25 protein-coding genes are annotated in these 20792 nt (G+C 76.0%); 7 read left to right on the top strand and 18 right to left on the bottom strand.

All coding sequences use genetic code 11. The features are described from left to right. Positions 1-24: 24 nt before the first annotated feature. From J4557_RS25410 to J4557_RS25375, 8 genes are all read right to left on the bottom strand, one after another. Positions 25-1455, bottom strand: coding sequence for a hypothetical protein (locus J4557_RS25410; RefSeq protein ID WP_208269238.1), 1431 nt, complete (start codon positions 1453-1455; stop codon positions 25-27). After that, entirely contained in the window at positions 1452-1934 is a 483-nt protein-coding gene (locus J4557_RS25405; RefSeq protein WP_208269237.1) for a hypothetical protein, read from the bottom strand. The genes J4557_RS25410 and J4557_RS25405 overlap by 4 nt, the downstream gene beginning before the upstream one ends. Continuing rightward, positions 1931-3103 carry a molybdopterin-dependent oxidoreductase gene (locus J4557_RS25400; RefSeq protein ID WP_208269236.1) on the bottom strand — a complete coding sequence of 391 codons (1173 nt, stop codon included), beginning with the start codon at positions 3101-3103 and terminating at the stop codon, positions 1931-1933. Before J4557_RS25400 ends, J4557_RS25405 begins: the two co-directional genes overlap by 4 nt. After that, positions 3079-3696, bottom strand: a complete 618-nt coding sequence (locus J4557_RS25395; RefSeq protein ID WP_208269235.1) for a methyltransferase domain-containing protein — start codon at positions 3694-3696, stop codon at positions 3079-3081. Before J4557_RS25395 ends, J4557_RS25400 begins: the two co-directional genes overlap by 25 nt. Further along, complete coding sequence (locus J4557_RS25390) at positions 3693-4358, bottom strand: TIGR04282 family arsenosugar biosynthesis glycosyltransferase (RefSeq protein ID WP_208269234.1); 666 nt, start codon at positions 4356-4358, stop codon at positions 3693-3695. The genes J4557_RS25395 and J4557_RS25390 overlap by 4 nt, the downstream gene beginning before the upstream one ends. Beyond that, a complete protein-coding gene (locus J4557_RS25385; RefSeq protein ID WP_208269233.1) occupies positions 4355-5023 on the bottom strand; it encodes a glycosyltransferase family 2 protein in 669 nt (222 codons plus the stop codon). Before J4557_RS25385 ends, J4557_RS25390 begins: the two co-directional genes overlap by 4 nt. Before the next feature lie 37 nt (positions 5024-5060). Beyond that, positions 5061-6143, bottom strand: coding sequence for an NAD-dependent epimerase/dehydratase family protein (locus J4557_RS25380; protein WP_208269232.1), 1083 nt, complete (start codon positions 6141-6143; stop codon positions 5061-5063). Between the two features lie 139 nt (positions 6144-6282). Further along, positions 6283-7335 (bottom strand): aminotransferase class V-fold PLP-dependent enzyme, encoded by a 1053-nt coding sequence (locus J4557_RS25375; RefSeq protein WP_208269231.1) that lies wholly within the window; start codon positions 7333-7335, stop codon positions 6283-6285. Between the two features lie 84 nt (positions 7336-7419). Between J4557_RS25375 and J4557_RS25370 the strand changes: the two genes are divergently transcribed. Continuing rightward, positions 7420-8424 (top strand): LysR family transcriptional regulator, encoded by a 1005-nt coding sequence (locus J4557_RS25370; protein WP_208269230.1) that lies wholly within the window; start codon positions 7420-7422, stop codon positions 8422-8424. Here J4557_RS25370 and J4557_RS25365 read toward each other — a convergent pair. Both J4557_RS25365 and J4557_RS49840 read right to left on the bottom strand, forming a co-directional pair. Continuing rightward, positions 8396-9175 (bottom strand): IclR family transcriptional regulator, encoded by a 780-nt coding sequence (locus tag J4557_RS25365; protein ID WP_208269229.1) that lies wholly within the window; start codon positions 9173-9175, stop codon positions 8396-8398. The genes J4557_RS25370 and J4557_RS25365 overlap by 29 nt on opposite strands. A 5-nt stretch (positions 9176-9180) precedes the next feature. Then, on the bottom strand, positions 9181-9633 hold the full coding sequence (locus J4557_RS49840; protein ID WP_307800196.1) for a cupin domain-containing protein: 453 nt from the start codon (positions 9631-9633) through the stop codon (positions 9181-9183). 95 nt (positions 9634-9728) lie between these two features. On the opposite strand from J4557_RS49840, the gene J4557_RS25355 reads away from it, so the two are divergent. Then, positions 9729-11075 (top strand): cytochrome P450, encoded by a 1347-nt coding sequence (locus J4557_RS25355; RefSeq protein WP_307800195.1) that lies wholly within the window; start codon positions 9729-9731, stop codon positions 11073-11075. Between the two features lie 23 nt (positions 11076-11098). Here J4557_RS25355 and J4557_RS25350 read toward each other — a convergent pair whose 3' ends face one another. Together J4557_RS25350 and J4557_RS25345 are read right to left on the bottom strand one after the other, a co-directional pair. Further along, a complete protein-coding gene (locus J4557_RS25350) occupies positions 11099-11470 on the bottom strand; it encodes a VOC family protein (protein WP_208269227.1) in 372 nt (123 codons plus the stop codon). A 66-nt stretch (positions 11471-11536) separates the two neighbouring features. After that, complete coding sequence (locus J4557_RS25345) at positions 11537-11812, bottom strand: hypothetical protein (protein WP_208269226.1); 276 nt, start codon at positions 11810-11812, stop codon at positions 11537-11539. On the opposite strand from J4557_RS25345, the gene J4557_RS49835 reads away from it, so the two are divergent. Continuing rightward, entirely contained in the window at positions 11799-12083 is a 285-nt protein-coding gene (locus J4557_RS49835; protein WP_307800194.1) for a MarR family winged helix-turn-helix transcriptional regulator, read from the top strand. The genes J4557_RS25345 and J4557_RS49835 overlap by 14 nt on opposite strands. Before the next feature lie 75 nt (positions 12084-12158). Here J4557_RS49835 and J4557_RS25335 read toward each other — a convergent pair whose 3' ends face one another. After that, positions 12159-13181, bottom strand: a complete 1023-nt coding sequence (locus J4557_RS25335) for a helix-turn-helix transcriptional regulator (protein WP_208269225.1) — start codon at positions 13179-13181, stop codon at positions 12159-12161. 63 nt (positions 13182-13244) lie between these two features. Between J4557_RS25335 and J4557_RS25330 the strand changes: the two genes are divergently transcribed. Beyond that, positions 13245-15557 carry an ATP-binding cassette domain-containing protein gene (locus tag J4557_RS25330; protein WP_208269224.1) on the top strand — a complete coding sequence of 771 codons (2313 nt, stop codon included), beginning with the start codon at positions 13245-13247 and terminating at the stop codon, positions 15555-15557. Between the two features lie 22 nt (positions 15558-15579). On the opposite strand, the gene J4557_RS25325 is transcribed toward J4557_RS25330, so the two are convergent. Beyond that, a complete protein-coding gene (locus J4557_RS25325) occupies positions 15580-15819 on the bottom strand; it encodes a hypothetical protein (protein WP_208269223.1) in 240 nt (79 codons plus the stop codon). 93 nt (positions 15820-15912) lie between these two features. Then, positions 15913-16383 (bottom strand): PPOX class F420-dependent oxidoreductase, encoded by a 471-nt coding sequence (locus tag J4557_RS25320; RefSeq protein WP_208269222.1) that lies wholly within the window; start codon positions 16381-16383, stop codon positions 15913-15915. A 149-nt stretch (positions 16384-16532) separates the two neighbouring features. Here J4557_RS25320 and J4557_RS25315 point away from each other — a divergent pair, with 149 nt between their 5' ends. After that, entirely contained in the window at positions 16533-17381 is an 849-nt protein-coding gene (locus tag J4557_RS25315) for a tyrosine-protein phosphatase (RefSeq protein WP_208269221.1), read from the top strand. A 54-nt stretch (positions 17382-17435) separates the two neighbouring features. Here the strand turns inward: J4557_RS25315 and J4557_RS25310 are convergent, their stop codons facing one another. After that, entirely contained in the window at positions 17436-17960 is a 525-nt protein-coding gene (locus J4557_RS25310; RefSeq protein WP_208269220.1) for a MarR family winged helix-turn-helix transcriptional regulator, read from the bottom strand. A gap of 64 nt (positions 17961-18024) precedes the next feature. On the opposite strand from J4557_RS25310, the gene J4557_RS25305 reads away from it, so the two are divergent. Both J4557_RS25305 and J4557_RS25300 read left to right on the top strand, forming a co-directional pair. After that, positions 18025-19056 carry an alpha/beta hydrolase gene (locus J4557_RS25305; protein ID WP_208269219.1) on the top strand — a complete coding sequence of 344 codons (1032 nt, stop codon included), beginning with the start codon at positions 18025-18027 and terminating at the stop codon, positions 19054-19056. 39 nt (positions 19057-19095) lie between these two features. After that, positions 19096-19881 carry an SDR family NAD(P)-dependent oxidoreductase gene (locus J4557_RS25300; protein ID WP_208269218.1) on the top strand — a complete coding sequence of 262 codons (786 nt, stop codon included), beginning with the start codon at positions 19096-19098 and terminating at the stop codon, positions 19879-19881. A 46-nt stretch (positions 19882-19927) separates the two neighbouring features. Here the strand turns inward: J4557_RS25300 and J4557_RS25295 are convergent, their stop codons facing one another. Both J4557_RS25295 and J4557_RS25290 read right to left on the bottom strand, forming a co-directional pair. Further along, positions 19928-20401 carry a TIGR00725 family protein gene (locus J4557_RS25295; protein WP_208269217.1) on the bottom strand — a complete coding sequence of 158 codons (474 nt, stop codon included), beginning with the start codon at positions 20399-20401 and terminating at the stop codon, positions 19928-19930. A gap of 6 nt (positions 20402-20407) precedes the next feature. Beyond that, entirely contained in the window at positions 20408-20707 is a 300-nt protein-coding gene (locus tag J4557_RS25290; protein ID WP_208269216.1) for a 4a-hydroxytetrahydrobiopterin dehydratase, read from the bottom strand. Positions 20708-20792: the final 85 nt, after the last annotated feature.

Genomic DNA, 20792 nt, shown 5'->3' with positions numbered 1-20792 from the left:
CTTCCACGCCCGTCGAAAGGTCGGTCACCAGGGCGAGAGCACCACCGCCTGGACGGCGAGGGCCGTCACCGCCTGCGCGGCCAGCCACCCCCGCACCGCCGTCCCGCCGGGCGGCCCGCCGGGTGATTCGCCGGGCGGTTCGCCGGCCCGGTCCGTCCGCGCCAGGGGCGCCGCGACCACCAGCCACGCCGCGAACGGCACCCAGATCCGCTCCACCTCGCCCTTGGTCACCCCGGACACGTCCAGGACGAGCGTCCCCAGCAGCGCCGCGAACGCGACCGACGCCACCACCGCCCGCGCCGACCACGCCCGCGCCCGCACCGCCCGCCGCAGCGCCCCCGCCGCCCCCGGCAGCGCGTAGGCGACCGCCGGGCCCGTCAGCAGCCCCAGCACCGCCAGATCACCGAACAGGAAATAGGTGAAGGACCGCTGCGCCGACCCGCGGCTGACCAGGTAGGTGTCCAGCGTGGCGCGCACGCCGTCCGGCCACCAGAACCCCAGCGAGGTGAACGCGGCCGGCGCCACCGCCAGCCCCGCGCCGAGCGCCGCGAGCACGAGCGGGCGGGGACGGCGCGCGGCCAGCACCGCCAGCGGCACCGCGAACAGCGGCAGCAGTCCGTAGGACAGGTAGGGCAGGCACCCCAGCAGCAGCCCGCCCGCCGCGGCGGCCGGCAGCGCCGACCGCAGCCGCGCCCGGCCCGCGGCGACCGCCGCGAGCGCGGTCCCCCACGCCCCGACCGCGAGGAAGAACGCGTCCATCGCGGTCGCGACCCACAGCGCCAGCGGCGCCAGCACCAGGAACGGCACCGCCGCCCGCGCCGCCCGCTCCCCCGCGGCGCACCGCAGCGTGACCGCGATCGCCGCGACCGCCGACGTGCCCGACGCGATCACGAACGCCGCCGCCCACCCGGTGCCGGGCAGCCCCGCCTTCTCCAGAGCCCACAGCGTCAGCGTCGGCAGCGGCGGATGCCCCCGCACGTGCGTGGTGTAGCCGCCGAGCCGCTCGGTGAAGGTCCGCAGCCACTCCAGCGGATCGGGCCGCACCTGTGCCAGGCCCGCCGGGTACTCGGTCGGCGCGTCCAGCGGCCGGGCGAGGGCGGCCCACCCGTCGGACGCGGCGAGCGCCACCGCCCACAGCGCCGAACCCGCCCACGCCACCGCGAGAAGCGCCCGCCACCGCAGCCGGGACGCCGCCCACGGCAGCACCGCGACCAGCGCGGCGGCGGCCGCCGCTCCCGGAGCCATCCGCCAGGTCAGCGGATGCGAGCGCGTCCGCGCGTGCAGCGGCGGCAGCGCGTCCTCGGTGGCGAGCCCGGCGCGCCGCAGGTACCAGCCGACGCCGAACACGGCCGCGATCCCCGCCGCCCACACCGCCACGGCGATCCATCCGGGACGGCTCCCGCGCCGCGCGACCGGGGACGGGACGCCCTGCGCCCGGGTATCGGTGGCGGTCACCTGTCCCGCTCCTTTCTCCTCGGCGGTCTCCCCGGCGAGACGGCGCGGTGCGCTCCGCCGCTCATGCCGTCCCGCCGCCGGCGCCCGGAGACCGCCCGCAAGGCCAGCATCGCGACCGCCACGGCGCCGATCACGCCCACGACGATCGCCAGGTTGCGGCCATAGGGCAGCGGCAGCTGCGACGGGACGTCCGGGCGGCGCCCGTAGCCCAGGACGAGCGGGATCGCCACCGCCGTCACGCACGCCGCCACCACCAGCGCGCCGCGCAGCACCCGCCGGTAGGCGACCGGGATCCAGCCCGTCACCACGCCCGCGGCCAGGACCGCCGGGACCAGGACCCCGTCGTGCAGGACCGCGGCGCCGACGAACCACGCCGCCCAGCGCCGCACCGGGACGTCCGCGACGATTCCGCTCAGCCCGTACCCGATCAGCGCCGTCCCCGCCGCGTACGCTGCGAACCTCGCGGCGCGCGCGTTCATGCGACCACCAGCCGGCCGACCCACTTGGTCTGCATGACGCCGGGGCGGTTCGGCGCGATGAGCCGGCACGGGTACCCGTGGTCGAGGTCGAGGGGCTCGCCGTTCACCCGCAGCGCCAGCAGCGTGAGGGGGTCGTGCCAGTGCGGCGGGCGCACCTCCGAGGTGCGGTAGCGGCCGTAGGGTTCCAGCGACTCGACGCGGACGTTCGCGTCGTCGTCGACGCCCGCCATGCGCAGCAGGTCCCGCATCCGCACGCCCTCCCAGGTGGCCTCCGCGCTCCAGCCCTCCACGCACGCGATCGGCAGCCGGGCCGTCCGCATCGGCATGGCCTGCAGCTGCGCCAGCGACAGGGTCAGCTCGCGCCGGACGCGCCCGGTGACGGTGAGCCGCCATCCCGGGTCGCGGGCGAGCGCGGTGACGCCCGATCCGGCCGCGGACTTGTTGACCGGCAGGCCCTGCGACCCGATCCCGGGACGGCGCGGCGCGAGCACCGCCAGCCGCGCCAGCGGCGAGAACGTCTCCCCCACGGTCGTCGCGACGACCACGCCGCTCGCGCCGAGCACCGTCAGCAGGAACGTGCGGCGCCGCAGCCCGTCCTGCGGCCGCGTCATCACCGTCCGGCGCGTCGTGGCCCACTGGTTGGCGATGTGGATCAGCAGCGCGCCGATGATGACGTAGGCGGTCCAGTAGTGCGCGGTGGTGAAGAAGAACCGGAACGCGTACCAGTAGTCGATGTTCATCACGCCGGTGACCAGCTGGAACAGGGACCCGCCGACGAGCACGAACACCATCAGCCGCTCGATCGCGTGCCCGGCCGAGCGGGCCGGGGGCCACTGCAGCAGCCGGGGGTAGACCGTCCACAGCTTGGCCAGCAGCAGCGGCACCGCCGCCAGGCCGGTCATGACGTGCAGGCCCTGCGTGACCCGGTACAGGTTCACCGGGCGCGACGGCCACGTCATCCAGTTCGCCGGGTTCTGCATCAGGTGGCTGACCAGCCCGGTGCAGAACGCGACGAGGAAGCACGCGCCGAGCGCGATGCCCAGCCACGCGGCGACCCGCTCGTCGTGCAGGCGGCTCGTGAACCGCTGCGGCAGCGTCGTCAGCGCCTCCGGCGGTACCGGCCTGCGGCCGAGGAGGGGCCGGGTCAGGGGCGCAGGGCGACGAACCATCGGCCGGCCTCCTCCCACCGCTCGGTGACCGCCGCCGCGCACGAGGCGGCCAGCGCGCCGACGCCGTCGGCGGACACGTGCGCCCAGGGGAACCATTCGCCGACCGCGCGGCCCGACCGCAGCCGCAGCGGCTCGGTCCGCGTCCCCGCGCCCGGCGGGTCCACCTCCGCCAGCACCCGGCCGCCGGGGCCCAGCAGCCCGAGGACGCGGCGCAGCAGCGCGGCGGGGTCGCCGCCGATGCCGATGTTGCCGTCGGCCAGCAGCACCGTCCGCCACCGCCCGGCGCCCGGCACCCGCCCGAACACGTCCCGGCGCAGCGCCGGGGCGCCCGCCGCGATGGTCAGTGCGACCGCGCGCGGCGCCACGTCGATGCCGAGCACCGGAAGCCCGCGGCCGGCCAGCGCGGCCGCCAGCCGTCCCGGGCCCGACCCGACGTCCAGGGTGGCGCCGCGGCAGCGGTCCAGCAGCCCCGCGTCGCCGGGGCGCAGCGCCAGCCAGTCCTGCACCGGCAGCGGGCGGCGGCGGCCGTCGGCGTGCTCGATCTCCACCGGCGCGGCGCCGCGCAGCGCCTCCTCGTACAGTTCGCCGATCATGCCGGGACGGTCCTGGTCCCGAGCGCGCGGACGGCCGCGGCGAACCGGCCGCCGGGAGCCCGCGCGGCGACGGTCTCGGCGTCGGCCGGGGTGTCGACGTCGGTCAGCTCCGGCATCGCCGCGACCGTCAGGCCGGCGGCGCGCAGGCGGGCGAGCTGGAGCGTTCCGGTGTCGGGCCGCGACATCGGGACGCCGCGCAGCAGCCGCTCGTCGGGGCGGCGCAGCCCCAGCAGCCAGAACCCGCCGTCGCGCGCCGCGCCGAACACCGCGTCGTGCTCGCGCAGCGCGCGCCCGGCGCGGGCCAGCAGCGCGGGCGTGACCTGCGGGGTGTCCATCCCGATCAGGACGAGCGGGCGGCCCTCGTAGGCGTCGGCGAAGGCGTGCGCGAGCCGCTCGTCCAGCCCGGCGCCGCGCTGCGCGAGGACCTCGAAGCCGCCGGGCAGCCACGGGCCGGGCGTCCCGGACAGCGCGAGCACGCGGCGCCGCGCGGGCGCGGCGGCCACCGCGGCCAGGGTGTCGCGCAGCGCGGCCGTGGCCAGCGCGGCGGCCTCGGCGGGCGTGTAGGCGGGCGTCAGGCGGGTCTTGACCCGGCCCGGCACCGGCTCCTTGGCGATGACGATCAGATCGGCGCCGGGGGCGCCGGGGGCGGTGGGGGCGTTCACGGGGCGACCTCCGTCAGGACGCGGCGCATGTCGCGGACGGCGCGGACGGTCCCGCCGACCGTCCCGGTCACCTTCGACTCCCCGGTGCGCGGCAGGTACGCCACCTCCAGCTCGCCGATCCGCCAGCCCGCGCGGGCGGCGCGCAGCACCATCTCCAGCGGGTACCCGAACCGGCGGTCCGCCAGCTCCAGCGCGAGGAGCCCGGCGCGCGGCGCGGCGCGCATCGGGCCGAGGTCGCGCAGCCGGGTTCCGGCGCGCCGGTTCAGCGACCGGGCGAGCACGGCGTTGCCGAGCCGGGCGTGCGGCGGCCACGCGCCGCGCCCGGCCGGGCGGCGCCGCCCCAGCACCAGCGCCGGCGCACCGCCTGCGGAGAGCCGGCCGAGTTCGGCGACCAGCCGCGGCAGCTCGGCGGGGTCCAGGGACGCGTCGGCGTCCATGACGCACACCACCTCGGCGGTGGCGGCCAGCAGCCCGGCGTGGCAGGCGGCGCCGAACCCGCGGGCCGCGGCGGGCACCACGTCGGCGCCGTGGTCCGCGGCCACGCGCGCGGATCCGTCGGTGGAGGCGTTGTCGACCACCAGGGGCCGGAAGCCCGCGGGCATCCGGGACAGCACCCACGGCAGGGCCTCCGCCTCGTTGAGGCACGGGAGAATCACGTCGATCACGGCTCTGACGCTACTTTCGGTGACGGGTCCGCGACCCTTACGAACTGGTGACGGGCCGCCGGGCCGGCTCCGCGGCGTCCCCGGCGGGCTCCGCCGCGGCACGGGCGAACTCGGCCATGCCCTCGCCGAATTCGACCGCCGCGCCGAACCCCAGCTCGCGGCGGGCGCGGTCGGGCCGGGCGACGATGTGGCGGACGTCCCCGAGCCGGTGACCGCCGGTGACGCGCGGCGGCGGGCCGCCGAACGCGCCGGCGAGCGCGTGCGCCATGTCGCCGATGGTGCGGGGCTCGCCGCTGGCGATGTTGTAGGCGCGCAGCCCGCCCGGCTCGGGCGGGCCGTCCGCGAGCCGCTCCAGGGCGAGCACGTTGGCGCGGGCGACGTCGCGGACGTGGACGAAGTCGCGGCGCTGCCCGCCGTCCTCGAACACCAGCGGCGCCTCGCCGTTCATCAGCCGCGACCGGAAGATCGCCGCGACGCCCGCGTAGGGGGTGTCGCGCGGCATCCTCGGCCCGTACACGTTGTGGTAGCGCAGCGCCGCGGCCGCGCCGCCGGTCGCGCGCGCCCACGACGCCGCCAGGTGCTCCTGCGCGAGCTTGGTGTCGGCGTAGACGTTGCGGGGGTCGAGCGCGGCGTCCTCGGCGACGGTGCCGGGCGCGAGGGGGCGCCCGCACTCGGGGCAGTCCGGTTCGAACCGCCCGGCGCGCAGCGCCTCCTCCGGGCGCGGCGCCGGACGCACCGGGCCGTGCGTCCCGCAGGTGTAGGCGCCCTCCCCGTAGACGACCATCGAGGAGGCCAGCACCAGCGTGCCGACCCCGGCGCGGGCCATCTCCGCCAGCAGCACCGCGGTGCCGTGCACGTTCACCGACGCGTAGTCCGGCAGGTCGGACACGTCCACGCCGAGGCCGACCTTGGCGGCCTGGTGGCAGACGGCGTCCGCGCCCCGCAGCCGCCGCGCCACGGCGGCCGCGTCGCGGACGTCGGCGGTGCCTCCCGGCCCGCCGGAGGGGGCGAGGCCGTCGGGCCGCAGGTCCAGTCCGCGGACCCGGTGGCCCGCGGCGGTGAGCGCCTCGGCGACGTGCGAACCGATGAAACCGGCCGATCCGGTGAGCAGTACGTCCATGCCGAGGAACGGTAGGCCGCGGCGGCGGCCGGATCCGGCGTGAAGGCGCCGGTCAAGGCACCTTGTTCGAGACTTGTAAGATCTGCGAATTTCCGCGCCGCCTCCGGCTCTGCCGCCGCCACGCCGCCGGCGGGGGCGGTCAGGCGGCGATGCGGTCGGCGAGCAGGTCTGCGGCCTTGTCGACGTCGGCCTCGGTGGTGGACAGGTGGAACGCGCAGCGAAGCCGCCCGGCGCGCACGGAGGCGATCACGCCGTTGGCGCGCAGCAGGTCGGCGGTGCCGGCGGTGACGGGCACCGACACGATCGCCGAGTCGCTCGGCTCGAGGCCGAGCGCGGTCTGGAAGCGGCGCGCCAGCGCCACGTCGTGGTCGTGGATCGCGGCGACGCCGACCCGCTCGACCAGCTCCAGGGCGGGGGCGTGCCCGGCCCAGCACTGCCAGGCCGGCGACAGGTCCAGGCGGCGCGCGTCGGACGCCAGCCGCAGCGGCGTCCCGTAGATGGAGTCCCAGACGTCGGCGCCGGCGTACCAGCCCGCGCCGACCGGCGGCAGCGCGGAGAGGGCCTCCTCGGTCCCGGCGAGGAAGGAGGTGCCGCGCGGGCCGAGCAGCCACTTGTAGCCCGAGCACACCAGCCAGTCGACGTCGCCGGCGGGCAGCGGCAGCCATCCGGCGGCCTGCGTGGCGTCCAGCAGGATCCGCGCGCCGTGCGCGCGTGCCGCGGCGATCAGGTCGTCCATGGGGGCGATGCGGCCGTCGGCCGACTGCACCGCCGACACGGCGACCACGTCGACGTCCGGTCCGGTCTCCTCGGCGACGCGTTCCAGCGGCACCTCCCGCACCGCCAGGTCGGGGCGGGCCAGGAACGGGAACAGCAGCGAGGTGAAGTCGCCCTCGGCGACCAGGACGCGGGCGCCGGCGGGCAGCGCCGCCGCGACCAGCCCGACGTGGTAGGACGCCTGCGAGCCGACGGCGACGCGGCTCGCGGGCAGCCCGACCAGCCGCGCGAACGCCTCGCGGGACCGGGCGACGGCCTCGTCGAGGTCGGTCGGCACCAGCAGGCCGGCGGCGCGGTCCCGCTCGGAGGCCAGCATCGCCTCGTGCGCGGCGCGCGGCGGCAGTCCGTAGGTGGCGGTGTTGAGGAAGGCAACGCCCGCGGTGAACTCCCGCTGCGCGTCCTGCACGGAAAGGGTCATGTCCCGATGGTCGTGCACCCGGCACCCATAGGACAAAGTGCGGTTCTCTGGGTGACCCATAAGCACGGTTGATATCTTGCGGGGATGCTCGACCTGCACCGCGGCCGGATCCTGCGGGAAGTCGCCCGCCTCGGCTCGATGACGGCCGCCGCGCGGTCCCTCGCCTACACCCAGCCGGCGGTGTCGCACCACATCGCCCGGCTGGAGGCGGAGGTCGGCACGCCGCTGGTGGTGCGGCACGGGCGCGGCGTCCGGCTCACCGAGGCCGGCCGGATCCTGGTGGAGCACGTCGAGGACGTCCTGGCCCGGATGGGCGACGCCGAGGAGCAGATCGCCGCGATCGCCGGGCTGCGCGCCGGGCGGGTGCGGATCGCGGTGTTCCCGACCGCGGCGGCGGCGCTGCTGCCCGCCGCGCTCGCGGGCCTGCGCGCCCGGGCCCCCGGCGTCGCCGTCACCCTGATGGACGCCGAACCGCCGCAGGCGCTCGCGGCGCTGCGCGCGGGCGAGGCCGACGTGGCGGTGGTGTTCAACCACGAGCACCTGCCGCCCGACCGCGACTCGCGGTTCCGGGAGGTGGAGCTGTGCCGCGACCCGATCCGCATCGCGCTGCCCTCCGCTCATCCGCTCGCCGCCGGGCCCGTCCGGCTGGCGGACCTGGCGGAGGAGACGTGGGCGTCGGGCTGCGCGCGCTGCCGCGAGCACCTGACGTGGGCGTGCGGGCGCGCCGGGTTCGTGCCGCGGATCGCGTTCGCCACCGACGACCATGTCGCCGTGCAGCGGCTCGTCGCGCACGGCCTCGCGGTCACCGCGCTGCCGGGACTGGCGCTCGGGCTGCACTCCGAGCCGGGCGTGACCGTCCCGCCGGCGCCCGATCTCGGCAGGCGGCGCATCGCCGCGCTCGTGCCGGCGGGGCCGCGCCCGCCCGCGGTCGCCGCGCTGCTGGACGAGCTCGCCGCGGTCGCCCCGCCCGGCACGACGGGCGGCGGGGCCGGCGGGGCCGGCGGGGCCGGCACGGTCGAGGCGGGCGGCGCGGAGGGCGCGGACGATGTGAAGGACGCGGTCAGGACAGGTGGCGGTGCAGGTCGGTGAGGCGCGTCGCCGCCTTCAGCACCGCCTCGGTCAGCTCCGGCATCCGGTCGTCGCCGAACCGCACCGACGGGCCTTGCAGCGCGACCGCCGCGAACGTGCGGCCCGCGCCGTCGCGGACCGGCGCCGCCACCGCGCGGACCCCGGCGAGGCGCTCCTCGTCGTTGACGGAGTAGCCGCGTTCGCGGATCCGCGCCAGCTCGGCCTCCAGCTCCGCGCGGGTGGTGAGCGTGGACGGGGTGAACCGCCGGTACGGCTCGTCCATCGCGACCTGGTCGTCCCCGAACGCCAGCAGCGTCTTGCCCATCGCGCAGGTGTGGATGGGGTTGCGGTCGCCGGGCGGCTGGTCGTAGCGCAGCGGGTGCGTGGAGGGCAGGTGCAGCAGCACCGCGACCTCGTCGCCGGCGCGGACGCCGAGGCTGACGGCCTCGCCGGTCCCGTCGCGCAGCGCGGTCAGCTCCGGCTGCAGCAGGGTGGTGCCCATCCGCTCCAGCGCCAGCCGCCCGAGGATCGCGGCGGTGGGGCCGAGGAAGTACCGCTCGGTCTGCGGGTCGCGGCCGAGCATGCCGGTGGCGTGCAGCGCGTGCACGATGCGGTGGGCGGTGCTCACCGACAGGCCCAGCCGGTGCGCGATCTCGGTGGGGGTCTGGCGGGCGGCGTCCTCGAAGGTGCGCAGCACCGCGACCGACCGGTCCACGGTCTGCGTGCCGGGTTTCGGGCGGTGGCCGCCCGGCTCCGGGGGTCCGGCGGGCACCGCGCTCACCCGTCCTGCGGCCGCGGGGCCCACAGGCTCGGCAGGTTGACCACGATGCCCTCCTGCGTGCTGCGGGCGATCACCACGACCGCCTCCTCGTCGCCGGACGGGTTCTCCTCGCGGTGCGGGACGTAGGGCGGGACGAACACGTAGTCGCCGGGCGCGGTCTCCACCCGGACCTCCCGGTCCTCCTCGGCGAACACGAACACCGGATGGCCCGACACCACGTAGATCGCCGTCTCGGCCTCGCCGTGGTGGTGGTCGCCGGAGCTGGTCGCCGGCGGGACGTGGGTGCGGCCCATCCACAGCCGCTCCGAGCCCACGGTCGTGCCGGAGATCGCCTCGAACCGGCGCATCCCGGATGTCTGGGCGGTGTCGGAACGCACCTGCGACCCTGGGACGTGCTCGATCCTCCCGTGCCAGGCCGCCGTTCCCCGCGTTTCGGTCTCGTCCGTCACGCGTCCCATCCTCGCACCGGGCCGGTGGTGGCGCCGACCGGGGGCGTCCGCCCCGGCGGGCGCGGCGGGCGCGGCGGGCGTGGGATAGTGGGCGCGTGGGATCCGCGACGATGACCCCGGCCGCGACGATGGCCCCCTCCCCGAGGGTGACCGCCCGACACGGCGTCGGGTTCGCCATGAACCCGTGCGCGAGCCTGCTGCGGCTGTACGCCGAGCACGGCCCGGTCGTGGCCGTCGGGACGCGCCGCAGGCCGTTCGTGCACCTGTTCGGCCCGGACGCCAACGCGTTCGTGTTCGCCAACTCCGGGCTGTTCCGCTGGCGGGAGGCGTTCGACCTGCTGGTACCGGTGAACGGGGAGACCGCGCTGATCGTCAGCGACGGCGCCGACCACCGCCGGCGGCGCCGCCTCGTCCAGCCGGCGTTCCACCACCGCCGCGTCGACGGGTACGTCGCCCGCATCGCCGCCAACACCGACGCCGCGCTGGCGTCCTGGACGCCCGGCCGCACGCTCGACGCCTACGCCGAGCTGCGCGGCGTCATCCGCCGCAGCACCGTGGAGGTGCTGTTCGGCGACCGGCTCGCCGCCGACGCCGAGGTCATCGGCCGCGGCCTGCAGGTCGCGCTGGCCGGCATCGACCGCAACTTCGTGGCGCAGATGATGCTGCGGGCGCTGCCCAACCCGTACTGGCGGCGCGTCACCGCCTCCCGCGCGGCGGTCGCCCGCCGGGTGGACGAGGAGATCGAGCGGCGGCGCCGCGAGGGCGGCGAGCACGACGACGTGCTCGGCATGCTGATGGCGGCCCGCGACGACGACGGCGCCGGCCTCACCCGGCAGGAGCTGCAGGACCAGGTCATCAGCCTGATCTCGGCCGGCTACGACACCACCAGCGCGGCGATGGCGTGGGCGGTGTACGCGCTGCTGACGCATCCGGACGCGGCCGAGCGGGGCCGCCGGGAGGTCGCCGAGGTGCTCGGCGACCGTCCGCCGGAGGCCGCCGACCTGCCGCGGCTGCCGTACCTGGACGGGGTGGTGCAGGAGACGCTGCGGCTGTTCCCGCCGGCGGTGCTGAGCGCCCGCGTCCCGGTGGAGGACTTCTCCTACGCCGGGCACCGGATCCCGGCGGGCGCGATGGTGCTGTACTCCCCCTACGTCACCCACCGGATGCCGGAGGTGTGGCCGCAGGCGGGGCGGTTCCGGCCCGAGCGCTGGATCCCGGGCTCGGACCTGCACCGCCCGACGACCCCGTCGACGTTCCTGCCGTTCGGCGGCGGGCCGCACCGCTGCATCGGCTCGACGCTGGCGACCGTGGAGCTCAAGACGATGCTCGCCTGCCTGCTGCGCGGGCCCCGGCTGCGGCTGGTGTCGTCCGCGGCGACGCCGACCAGCGTCACCGCGATGCGGCCTCGCGGTGGCCTGCCCGTGCGCGTCCTGCCGGCCTGAGACGCGCCGGGCCGCCGCCCCTGCTACTGGCTGCGCAGGCAGGCGCAGAACGGGTGCCCGGCCGGGTCGGTCAGCACCCGCCAGCGGTCGCCGCCCGGCTGGAAGTCCGGCTTGCCGCCGCCCAGCTCGGCGACCTGCGCCTCGGCCTTGTCGAGGTCGTCGACGTAGAAGTCGAGGTGGTACTGCTGGGGGCGCTCCCCGGTCGGCCACGTCGGCGCCTTGTGGTCCGCGACGCCCTGGAAGTAGAGGTTCTGCCCGCCGGGCAGGGCGACGGCCGCCGCCTCGGGGGTGTCGTAGGTGACCTCGCCGCCGGTGAGGGCCGCGTAGAACGCCGCGAGCTTCGGCGGTTCCGGGCAGTCGATGTTGACGGCGATGAATTCGGCGATACCGGACATGCATGTACTCCCTGGTCGTTCAAGGTCGATGCTGTCCAGCCTTCCAGGAGAGACTGACATCTCCTGTCAGGTACCCGAAGAAGATCGTCCGCCGCGCCGCCGCGACGCCGCGCGGACCACGGCGGCAGCCAGCGCGTGGTTCTCCGGGGCGCCGCCACCGCCGCCGTAGGAGAAGCGGCGGCGGGTGTAGGAGTAGGCGACGCCGCTGCGGGGGTCGGCGACCGACTGGGCGCCGTCGGCGCCGCTGTGCCCGAAGGCGTCCGGGCTGAGGAACGGGTAGCGGACGCCCTGCGCCTCGAAGCCGAGCAGGAAGTGGTCGCGTTCCCCGGTGACCAGGTCCATCTTCGCCAGGCCGCGGGCGTTGCCGACGCCGCCCGAGGAGGCCGGGCAGGGGCACCCGGACCTGCGCCCGCAGCACGGCGTGGTGCTCGCCTACCTGGACCCCGAGGGCAGCCGCGCGACCGAGCTGGCGCGCCGGTCCGGGCAGCACAAGCAGGTCGTCGGGAACGTCCTGGACGAGCTGGAGGACCTCGGGTGCGTCGAGCGGCGCCCCGACCCGAGCGACCGGCGCGCGAAGCTCGTCGTGCCGACCGCGCGGGCCTGGACCAGATGACCCGTTCCGACGCGATCCTGGAGGCGATCGAACGCGGGCACGCCGAGGCCCTCGGCGCCGACGCCTATACCGCGCTCAAGCGGATGTACCGGGAGATCGTCGAGCGTCAGAGCGCCCGCCGCGAGGACGCCGCCGGGCGAGGCCCGGGCCGGCGGCGCGCGTGAGGCGGGCGCCGACGGCGGCGAGCCGCTCGGCGAGCTCCGGCGGTTCGACGACCTCGAAGTCCAGGTCGAGGTAGGCGATGCGCAGCGCGGTGTACTCCAGCGAGTCGGGCGCGGTGCGCAGCACGCAGGTGCGCTCGTCGACCGGTTCGACCTCGTCGCCGGTGACGCGGAACCGGTCGATCAGCTCCTCGGCGGAGGCGTGCACGGTCAGCACCGCCGGCCGCACCGGCCGCGAGCGGGCCAGGGAGCGGGTGACGAACGCGGCGGCGTCGGCGGCGGGCAGGTCGCGGGGCGGGCAGCGGACGCCGGTGGGGTGCGGGCGGGCGACGCGGTCGACGCGGAACGTCCGCCAGTCGCCGCGGCCGGTGTCGAAGGCGACCAGGTACCAGCGGCGCCCGGCCGACACCAGCCCGTGCGGGTCGGCGAGGCGGGAGGTCTCGGCGCCGCCGCCGTCGCGGTAGGCGAACCGGATCCGCTCGCGGTCGCGGCTCGCGGCGGCCAGCACGGTGAGGGTCTCGGGGTCCACGGCGGGCCCGGCGGGCGGCCCGGTCAGCGGGGTGGTGGCGGTGTGCAGGGCGTTGACGCGGCGGCGCAGCCGGGCGGGCAGGATCTGCTCCAGCTTGGCCAGTGCCCGCACCGACGCCTCGCCGATGCCCTCGACCGCTCCCCCGGCGGCGCCGCGCAGCCCGACCGCGATCGCGACGGCCTCCTCGTCGTCCAGCAGCAGCGGCGGCAGCGCCGTGCCCGCCTCCAGCCGGTACCCGCCGACCTTGCCGAGCGTGGCGTGCACCGGGTAGCCGAGGTCGCGCAGGCGCTCGACGTCGCGGCGGACGGTGCGGACCGTCACGCCGAGCCGCTCGCTCAGCTCCGGGCCCGTCCATTCGCGGCGGGTCTGCAGGAGGGACAGCAGTTGCAGCAGTCGCGCCGAGGACATGCCGCCAGTATGCCCCTCAAATGAGGACCGTTCCCGACCTCATTGCTGCATAGCGTGGCCGGCATGAACGGGGACGACATCATCATCCGCAGGGCACGGGAGAACAACCTCAAGGACGTCTCGCTGCGCATCCCCAAGGGACGCCTGGTGGTGGTCACCGGGGTGTCGGGGTCGGGCAAGTCGTCGCTGGTGTTCGGGACCGTCGCGGTGGAGGCGCGGCGGCAGCTGGCCGAGACGTTCGGCTGGTTCGCCCGCGACCGGATGCCCAAGCACGAGCGGCCCGACGCCGACGCGATCGAGAACCTCGCCCCGGCCGTGGTCGTGGACCAGCGGCCCATCGGTGGCGGCGCGCGCTCCACGGTCGGGACGGCGTCGGAGATCAGCCCGGTGCTGCGGGTGCTGTTCTCCCGGCACGGCACCCCCAGCGCGGGCGAGGCGTCCGCCTACTCCTTCAACGACCCGCGCGGCATGTGCCCGGAGTGCGAGGGGCTCGGCCGCGTCACCCGCGTCGACCTGGACCGCTTCCTCGACAAGGAGAAGACCCTCAACGAGGGCGCGGTGAACTTCCCGCCGTTCGGCGTCGGCACGTTCGTGTGGCAGCTGTACGCCGAGTCGGGCCTGTTCGACCCGGACAAGCCGCTGCGCGACTTCACCGCCGAGGAGTGGGACCTGCTCCTGCACGGCAAGGGCTTCCGGGTGAAGCGGCTGAACCGGACCGGGTCGCTCGGCACCAACGCCTACGAGGGCCTCGTCGAGCGGTTCGACCGCCTGTACATCAAGCGGGACCTGGACACCCTGAAGGGGACGGTGCGGGAGGCGGCGCGGCGGGTCGTCCGCGAGGACGCCTGCGCCGAGTGCGGCGGCGCCCGGCTGAACGCGGCGGCGCGCGCGTCCCGGGTCGCCGGGCGGACGCTCCCCGAGATGTGCGCGCTGGAGATCGGCGACCTGATCGCGGTGCTGGAGGGCGTCACCGGTCCGGTCGCCGGCACCGTCGCGGGGGCGGCGGTCGCGCGGCTGCGGCGGCTGGAGGACATCGGCCTCGGTTACCTCAGCCTGGACCGGGAGACCCGCACGCTGTCGGGCGGGGAGGCGCAGCGGCTGAAGGTCGTCCGGCATCTCGGGTCGAGCCTGGCGGGGATGACCTACGTGTTCGACGAGCCGAGCGCCGGGCTGCACCCGCGCGACGTGGACCGGCTGATCGCGCTGCTGCGGCGGCTGCGCGACAAGGGCAACACCGTGCTGGTGGTCGAGCACGACCCGGACGTGGTCGGTGCCGCCGACCACGTCGTCGACATGGGTCCCGGTGCCGGTGCGCACGGCGGCGAGGTGGTGTTCACCGGGACCGTCGCCGGGCTCCGCGACGCCGGCACCGCGACCGGGCGGGCGATGCGCCGCGTCGTCCCGGTGAAGAAGGCGTTCCGGGAGCCGTCGGGGTGGCTGGCGGTGACGGGCGCGAACACCCACAATCTCGACGACGTCACCGTGCGGTTCCCGGCCGGTGTGCTGACGGCGGTGACGGGCGTGGCAGGGTCGGGCAAGAGTAGCCTGGTGATGGGCGAGTTCGCGGCCCGACACGAGCACGCCGTGGTGGTGGACCAGTCGGCGATCACCGGGTCGCGGCGCTCCAGCCCCGCCACGTTCCTCGGCGCGATGGACCCGCTGCGCCGCCTGTTCGCCCGCGCGAACGGGGTGGACGCCGCGCTGTTCAGCCACAACTCGGCGGGCGCGTGCCCGGAGTGCGACGGCGCCGGCGTCATCCGCACCGACCTGGCGTTCATGGACCCGGTCACGGTGCGGTGCGAGGCGTGCGGCGGGCGCCGCTACCGCCCCGACGTGCTGGCCCACACGCTGCGGGGACGCTCCATCGCCGACGTGCTGGAGACGCCCGCCGAGCAGGCCCTCGGGCTCTTCACCGGCGACGACCCGGCCGAGCGGACGATCGCCGCGCGGCTGCGCGCGCTCGTCGACGTCGGGCTGGGCCACATGGCGCTCGGCCGCTCGCTGTCGTCGCTGTCGGGCGGGGAGCGGCAGCGGGTGAAGCTGGCGGCGCGGCTGCACCGCACCGGCCAGCTGTACCTGTTGGACGAGCCGACGACCGGCCTGCACACCGACGACGTCGCCGGGCTGCTGGCGCTGCTGGACCGGCTGGTGGACGCCGGGAACACCGTCATCGTCGTCGAGCACGACCTGGCGGTGGTCAAGCACGCCGACTGGGTGGTGGACCTCGGGCCGGGCGGCGGCCGGCGCGGCGGCCGCGTGGTGTTCGAGGGCACCCCGGCGGCGCTGGCGGACGCGACGGGTTCGGTCACCGCCGAGTTCCTGCGCCGCTCCCTCGCCGCGCCCGCTCGCGAGGCCGAGCGCGCCGTCGCGAGCTGACGGGGCCGGTGGGCGACGGCCGTCAGCCGTCGCCGAGCACGACGGTCTTGTTCGGGGTCGGGGTGGGGGCGAGGTCGTCGGTGAGGACCAGGACGCCGTCGGCGGCGGTGCGGATGCCGTACAGGTGATCGGGGCGGGGAAGCGCGGGCGGCACCCGGGCCAGCAGTGCCCCGGTCCGGGCGTCGTTGACGTTGACGTGGTCGACGATCTCGCCGCCGTGGTCGCTGGTCAGGGTGTAGACGCGTCCGCCGGCGACGGCCATCGGCGAGCCGAGCTGCGTGGTCTCCTCGGCGCCGGGGAAGCGGAAGCTCCACAGTTCGTCAGGAAGGCGGTCCGGGCACGCGCGGGCCGGTGGTCAGTCGGTGGGGGCGAGGCGGGCGGGGAAGCCGCCGGTCGCGATCGGGCCCCAGCGGTCGATGGTGACGCGGATGAGGGACTTGTCCTGGCGTCGCATCGCCTCGCGGTACTCGTCCCAGTCGGGGTGCTCGCCGGCGATGCAGCGGTAGTAGTCGACCAGGGCGTCGGCGGCGTCGGGCATGTCGAGGACCTCGGCGGTGCCGTCGACCTGCACGTAGGGGCCGTCCCAGTCGTCGGACAGCACGCACAGCGACACCCGCGGGTCGCGGCGGGCGTTGCGGGCCTTGACGCGCTCGGGGTAGGTGGACACCACGACGCGTCCCTCGCCGTCGACGCCGCAGGTGACCGGTGACAGCTGCGGGCGGCCGTCGGCGCGCGTGGTGGCGATCAGCGCGCGGTGCCGGGGCCGCAGGAATTCCAGCAGTTCGGAGCGTTCGACGCGGTTCGCGGTGGCGATCGAAGGAGCCATGCCCCCACCTTAGGGACGGGCCGGGCGGCGCCCGTTGTCGCCCCGCACAATGATCGCCGGGAAGTTTTGAGGGCTCACCAGTTCATCGCCGTCGGGCGGGCCTGCATGATGACGGGCGTCCCCCTCTCCCCCGCCCTTCGAGGACCGCCATGCGCACCCCCCGCACGTCCGGAGTCCTGCTCGGCACCGCGCTGCTGGCCTGCGCGCTGACCGCGCCCCCCGCCCTGGCGGACGTCCCCGCGCGGGCGCCCGCCGCCTCCGCGCCGGCCGCCGCGTCGCTCTCCGCGGCGCCGCGGCTGGCGACGGCCGCCAACTTCCGCGACCTGGGCGGCTACGCGACCGCCGACGGCCATCACGTCCGCAGCGGTGTCGTCTACCGGTCCAACTCGCTGGCGAACCTGTCGGACGCCGACCAGCAGACGCTGCTGAGCCTCGGGATCACCCTGGACGTGGACCTGCGCAACGCCAAGGAGCGCTCGGACGACCCGGACCGGCTGCCCGCAGGGATCGCCTACAAGGTCGCCGACGTGGAGGACCTGACGCACGGCATCTCCTTCGCCGACCCGGCGCTGGGCAGCCTGCTGTACGGGTTCCTGATGGGCCTGATCACCGGGTCGTCCGACATCGGGCAGTCGATCGCCTACCCGTTCATGGTGGACTTCAGCGGCGCGAGCCGCGCCTACCGCGACCTGCTGACGTCCATCGCGGCCAACCCGGGCGCGACGGTGTTCCACTGCACCGCCGGCAAGGACCGCACCGGCTGGGGCGCGGCGGTGCTGCTGACGCTCCTCGGCGTCCCGAAGGCGACGGTCTACCAGGACTATCTGGCCAGCAACACCTACCTCGGCCGGCCGGACGCGGTGGAGTCGTCGTGGCTGGACGAGGCGTTCCACGAGGTCGACAACGTCTACGGGGGCTTCGACGGCTACGTCCACAAGGGCCTGGGCCTCAGCGACGCGACCATCGCGGCGCTGCGCGCCCGGCTCCTGACCTCCTGACCACCTTCTGACCACCCCTGCCCCTCTTGACCCGCGTCCCGCGCCGCGGTGGGGTCAGGGGCGTTCGACGGGCGGCATCAGCGGCGGTCCCTCGGCCTCGGCGGCCGCGGCGACCTTGCGGAGCAGGGCGGAGAGCTGCGCGAGCTCGTCGCCGGTCAGGGGTGCGAGCAGCGCGTGCTCGGCGGCGGCCTGGTCGCCGATGGTGGCCTCCCACGCGGCATGGCCCTTGTCGGTGAGCGCGACCAGGAGGCGCCGCCGGTCGGACGGGTCGTGCGCGCGGGTGAGATACCCCGATTCCTCCAGCCGGTCGAGCCTGCTGGTGAGGGTGGCGGGGTGGGCGTCCAGCGCCTGGGCGAGCCAGGTGGGCGTGGCCTGGTAGGGCGGTCCGGCGGAGCGGAGCCGCCAGAGGACGTCGTACTCCCAGCCTTTGAGGCGGCGCGCCTTGAGCGCGGCCTCGCGGCGCCGCCGCAGGAGCGCGACGAGGGTCTGCATCCGGGTGATCGCGCCCTCGACGTCGGGGTCGAGGTCCGCCAGTTCCCGGGACCAGTAGGCGATGTGCCGGTCGATCGAGTCCTCCACACCGCAAAGATACTATCTTTTCAGATAGTATGTTTTCGTAATAACAGAGAGTGAGGACTCCCCCATGCCCCTGTGGCCCCCCGGATTCGCCGGCCGGATCGACGAACGCACCATCGACAGCCGGCTGCTGCGCGGCAACCCCCTCGGGGACCCGCACAGCAGGCCGCTGTGGGTGTACACGCCCCCCGGCTACGACGACGAGCCCGATCGCCGCTACCTGGCCGTCTACATGCTGCTCGGCTTCGCCGGCACGCTCCCGGCCTGGAGCAACCAGCCCGGCGCCTTCCGCACCTCGGTGCCCGTCGCCACCGACGCGCTGTTCGCCCGCGGTGAGGCGCCGCCGATGATCCTGGTGTTCGTGGACGCCTGGACCACCTACGGCGGCAGCCAGTACGTCGACTCCGCCGGAACCGGCCCCTACCACTCCTACCTGTGCGAGGAGGTCGTCCCGTGGGTCGACGCCCGCTACCGGACGCTCGCCGACCGCGACCACCGCGCGGTCGCGGGCAAGTCCAGCGGAGGGCTCGGCGCCATGGTCACCTCGATGCTGCGCCCCGACCTGTTCGGCGCGTTCGCTACCCACTCGGGCGACGCCCTGTCCGAGGCCCAGTACATCCCGCACTTCCTGCGGGCCGTCCGGCATCTGCGCGCCTACGACGGCGACATCTTCGCCTGGTGGCGCGACTTCCGCTCCCGCGTCGCCTTCACCAAGGAGGAGGACCTGCGGCTGCTGGAGATCCTCGCGGTGTCGGCGTGCTTCTCGCCGGACGCCGACGGCACGCCGCTGCTGCCGTTCGACCCCGTCACCGGGGCGCTGCGGCCCGAGGTCTGGGAGCGCTGGCTACGCTGGGACCCCGTCCGGATGGCGCCCGCGCACGCCGAGGCGCTGCGGTCCATGCGCGCGATCTGGATCGACGCGGGGACCCGCGACGAGTGGTTCCTCGACCTCGGCGCCCTGGCCTTCCGCGAAGCGGTGCGGCAGGCGGGCGTGCCCGAGGACACCGTGCGGTTCGAGCTCTTCGAGGCGGGCCATATGGCGATCGAGTACCGCCACCCGCAGGCCCTCGCCTGGCTGGCCCACCGCCTCGCGCCTTGAGCCCACCGCCGGCGCCCGCCACCCCGTAGGCTTCCGTACATGATCGATCAAACGGCGTCGTACCTGTCCGGGCTGTTCTCGCTGGAGGGCAGGACGGCCGTGGTGACCGGCGGCAGCTCGGGGATCGGGCGGGCCATCGCGGTCGCGCTGGCGCGGGCGGGCGCGTCCGTCGTCGTGGTCGCGCGGCGCGAGCCCGAACTCGCCGGCACCGTCCGGGAGCTGGAGTCGCACGGGTGCCGGGCGGCATGGGTGAGCGCCGACCTCGGGTCCCGCGACGGCGTCGCGGGGGCGGCGCGGGCCATGGCGGAGCCGTTCGGCGAGCCCGACGTGCTGGTCAACGCGGCCGGGATCAACCTGCGGCCACCGATGGACGAGCTCGGCGAGGACGTGTGGGACGCGACGATGGCGGTGAACCTGGACGCCCCGTTCCTGCTCGGGCAGCGGTTCGGGCCGGGGATGGCCGAGCGCGGGTACGGGCGGCTGATCCACATCGCCTCGCAGCAGGCGTTCCGGGCGTTCGTCACCAGCGGCGCCTACGGGGTGTCGAAGGCGGGGCTGGTCGCGCTGGCCCGCTCGCAGGCGGAGGCGTGGTCGGCGCGGGGCGTCACCGCCAACACCCTCGTCCCGGGCTTCGTCCTGACGCCGTTGAACGCGCGGCTGCAGGACGACCCGGCGCGGGTGGAGGCGCTCGCCGCGCGGACGATGACCGGCCGCAACGGCCTGGCCGAGGACTTCGCGGGCGCGGCGGTGTTCCTGGCGTCGCCGTCGGCGTCCTACGTCACCGGGCAGGCGATCTTCGTGGACGGCGGCTTCTCCGTCCACTGACCCGCCTCGGGCGGGCGCGGGCCGGGCCCGCGCGGGCCTGGGCGGGTCAGTCCCACAGGCCGGTGGCCCGGAGGGCGTCGGCGGGGTCGGTGGCGTGCACGATCCCGGCGACGGGCCGGCCGTCCTCGTCGTGGACCAGCCAGCCGCCGAGCTGCACGACCGGGGCCCGCCCGGCGCGCATCGCCAGCGCCAGCTCCGACAGCGTCCCCCAGGACCCGCCGACGACGATGACGGCGTCGGCGGCGTTGACGATCACGTTGTTGCGGGCCTGGCCGAGGCCGGTCGGCAGCACGACCGTCAGGTCGGGGCCGGCGGCGGACCGGTCGGCGGCGGGCAGCACCCCGACCACGGTCCCGCCGGCCGAGCGGGCGCCGGCCGCGGCGGCGGCCATGACGCCGCCGTGCCCGCCGCAGATCAGCACCGCGCCGCGGCCGGCGAGCAGCCGGCCGGTCTCGTGGGCGCGGTCCCAGTCCCGTTCGGTGCACTCGGCCGGGCCGCACACCGCCACCTGGACGGCCACGGCCGGCTACTCGGCGCCGTGCCGGGCGGCGATCCGGTCGATCACCGCGGCGAGGTCGAAGTCCTTGCCGGTCAGGCCGCCGGCGCTGTGGGTGGACAGCGCGAACGTCAGGGTCCGCCACCGGATGTCGATGTCGGGGTGGTGGTCGGCGTCCTCGGCGGCCCTGGCGACCTCGTCGACCACCGCGATCCCCTCCGGGAACGACGGCGCCTTCACCTCCCGGCGGATCTCGTCGCCGTGCCGGCTCCAGGCGGGCAGGTCGCGCAGGCGGTCGGCGACGGCGGCGTCGTCGAGCGTGTCGGCCATCGGTGATCACTCCCTGTCGTCGGGTCGCTGCGGTCTCCTTTCCGAGTACATCACGGAACCCGCGGGCCCTTGCGGCGCGGGTCAC

Origin of the sequence: Actinomadura nitritigenes (genome assembly GCF_017573545.1) — a bacterium.
Classification (GTDB): Bacteria; Actinomycetota; Actinomycetes; order Streptosporangiales; family Streptosporangiaceae; genus Spirillospora; species Spirillospora nitritigenes.
The sequence above is the reverse complement of the archived record's forward strand: the minus strand, read 5'-3'. Positions and strand labels throughout refer to the sequence as shown.

What these genes read in the sequence shown, in the direction of transcription:
- J4557_RS25325 (WP_208269223.1), bottom strand. Translation starts at nt 15,819, where the DNA reads ATGGCCGTCGCCGGCGGACGCGTCTACACCCTGACCAGCGACCACGGC.
- J4557_RS25335 (WP_208269225.1), bottom strand. Translation starts at nt 13,181, where the DNA reads ATGTCCTCGGCGCGACTGCTGCAACTGCTGTCCCTCCTGCAGACCCGC.
- J4557_RS25305 (WP_208269219.1), top strand. Translation starts at nt 18,025, where the DNA reads ATGCCCCTGTGGCCCCCCGGATTCGCCGGCCGGATCGACGAACGCACC.
- J4557_RS25345 (WP_208269226.1), bottom strand. Translation starts at nt 11,812, where the DNA reads ATGGACCTGGTCACCGGGGAACGCGACCACTTCCTGCTCGGCTTCGAG.
- J4557_RS25370 (WP_208269230.1), top strand. Translation starts at nt 7,420, where the DNA reads ATGCTCGACCTGCACCGCGGCCGGATCCTGCGGGAAGTCGCCCGCCTC.
- J4557_RS25330 (WP_208269224.1), top strand. Translation starts at nt 13,245, where the DNA reads ATGAACGGGGACGACATCATCATCCGCAGGGCACGGGAGAACAACCTC.
- J4557_RS25315 (WP_208269221.1), top strand. Translation starts at nt 16,533, where the DNA reads ATGCGCACCCCCCGCACGTCCGGAGTCCTGCTCGGCACCGCGCTGCTG.
- J4557_RS25320 (WP_208269222.1), bottom strand. Translation starts at nt 16,383, where the DNA reads ATGGCTCCTTCGATCGCCACCGCGAACCGCGTCGAACGCTCCGAACTG.
- J4557_RS25400 (WP_208269236.1), bottom strand. Translation starts at nt 3,103, where the DNA reads ATGGTTCGTCGCCCTGCGCCCCTGACCCGGCCCCTCCTCGGCCGCAGG.
- J4557_RS25375 (WP_208269231.1), bottom strand. Translation starts at nt 7,335, where the DNA reads ATGACCCTTTCCGTGCAGGACGCGCAGCGGGAGTTCACCGCGGGCGTT.
- J4557_RS25405 (WP_208269237.1), bottom strand. Translation starts at nt 1,934, where the DNA reads ATGAACGCGCGCGCCGCGAGGTTCGCAGCGTACGCGGCGGGGACGGCG.
- J4557_RS25300 (WP_208269218.1), top strand. Translation starts at nt 19,096, where the DNA reads ATGATCGATCAAACGGCGTCGTACCTGTCCGGGCTGTTCTCGCTGGAG.
- J4557_RS25350 (WP_208269227.1), bottom strand. Translation starts at nt 11,470, where the DNA reads ATGTCCGGTATCGCCGAATTCATCGCCGTCAACATCGACTGCCCGGAA.
- J4557_RS25380 (WP_208269232.1), bottom strand. Translation starts at nt 6,143, where the DNA reads ATGGACGTACTGCTCACCGGATCGGCCGGTTTCATCGGTTCGCACGTC.
- J4557_RS25290 (WP_208269216.1), bottom strand. Translation starts at nt 20,707, where the DNA reads ATGGCCGACACGCTCGACGACGCCGCCGTCGCCGACCGCCTGCGCGAC.
- J4557_RS25395 (WP_208269235.1), bottom strand. Translation starts at nt 3,696, where the DNA reads ATGATCGGCGAACTGTACGAGGAGGCGCTGCGCGGCGCCGCGCCGGTG.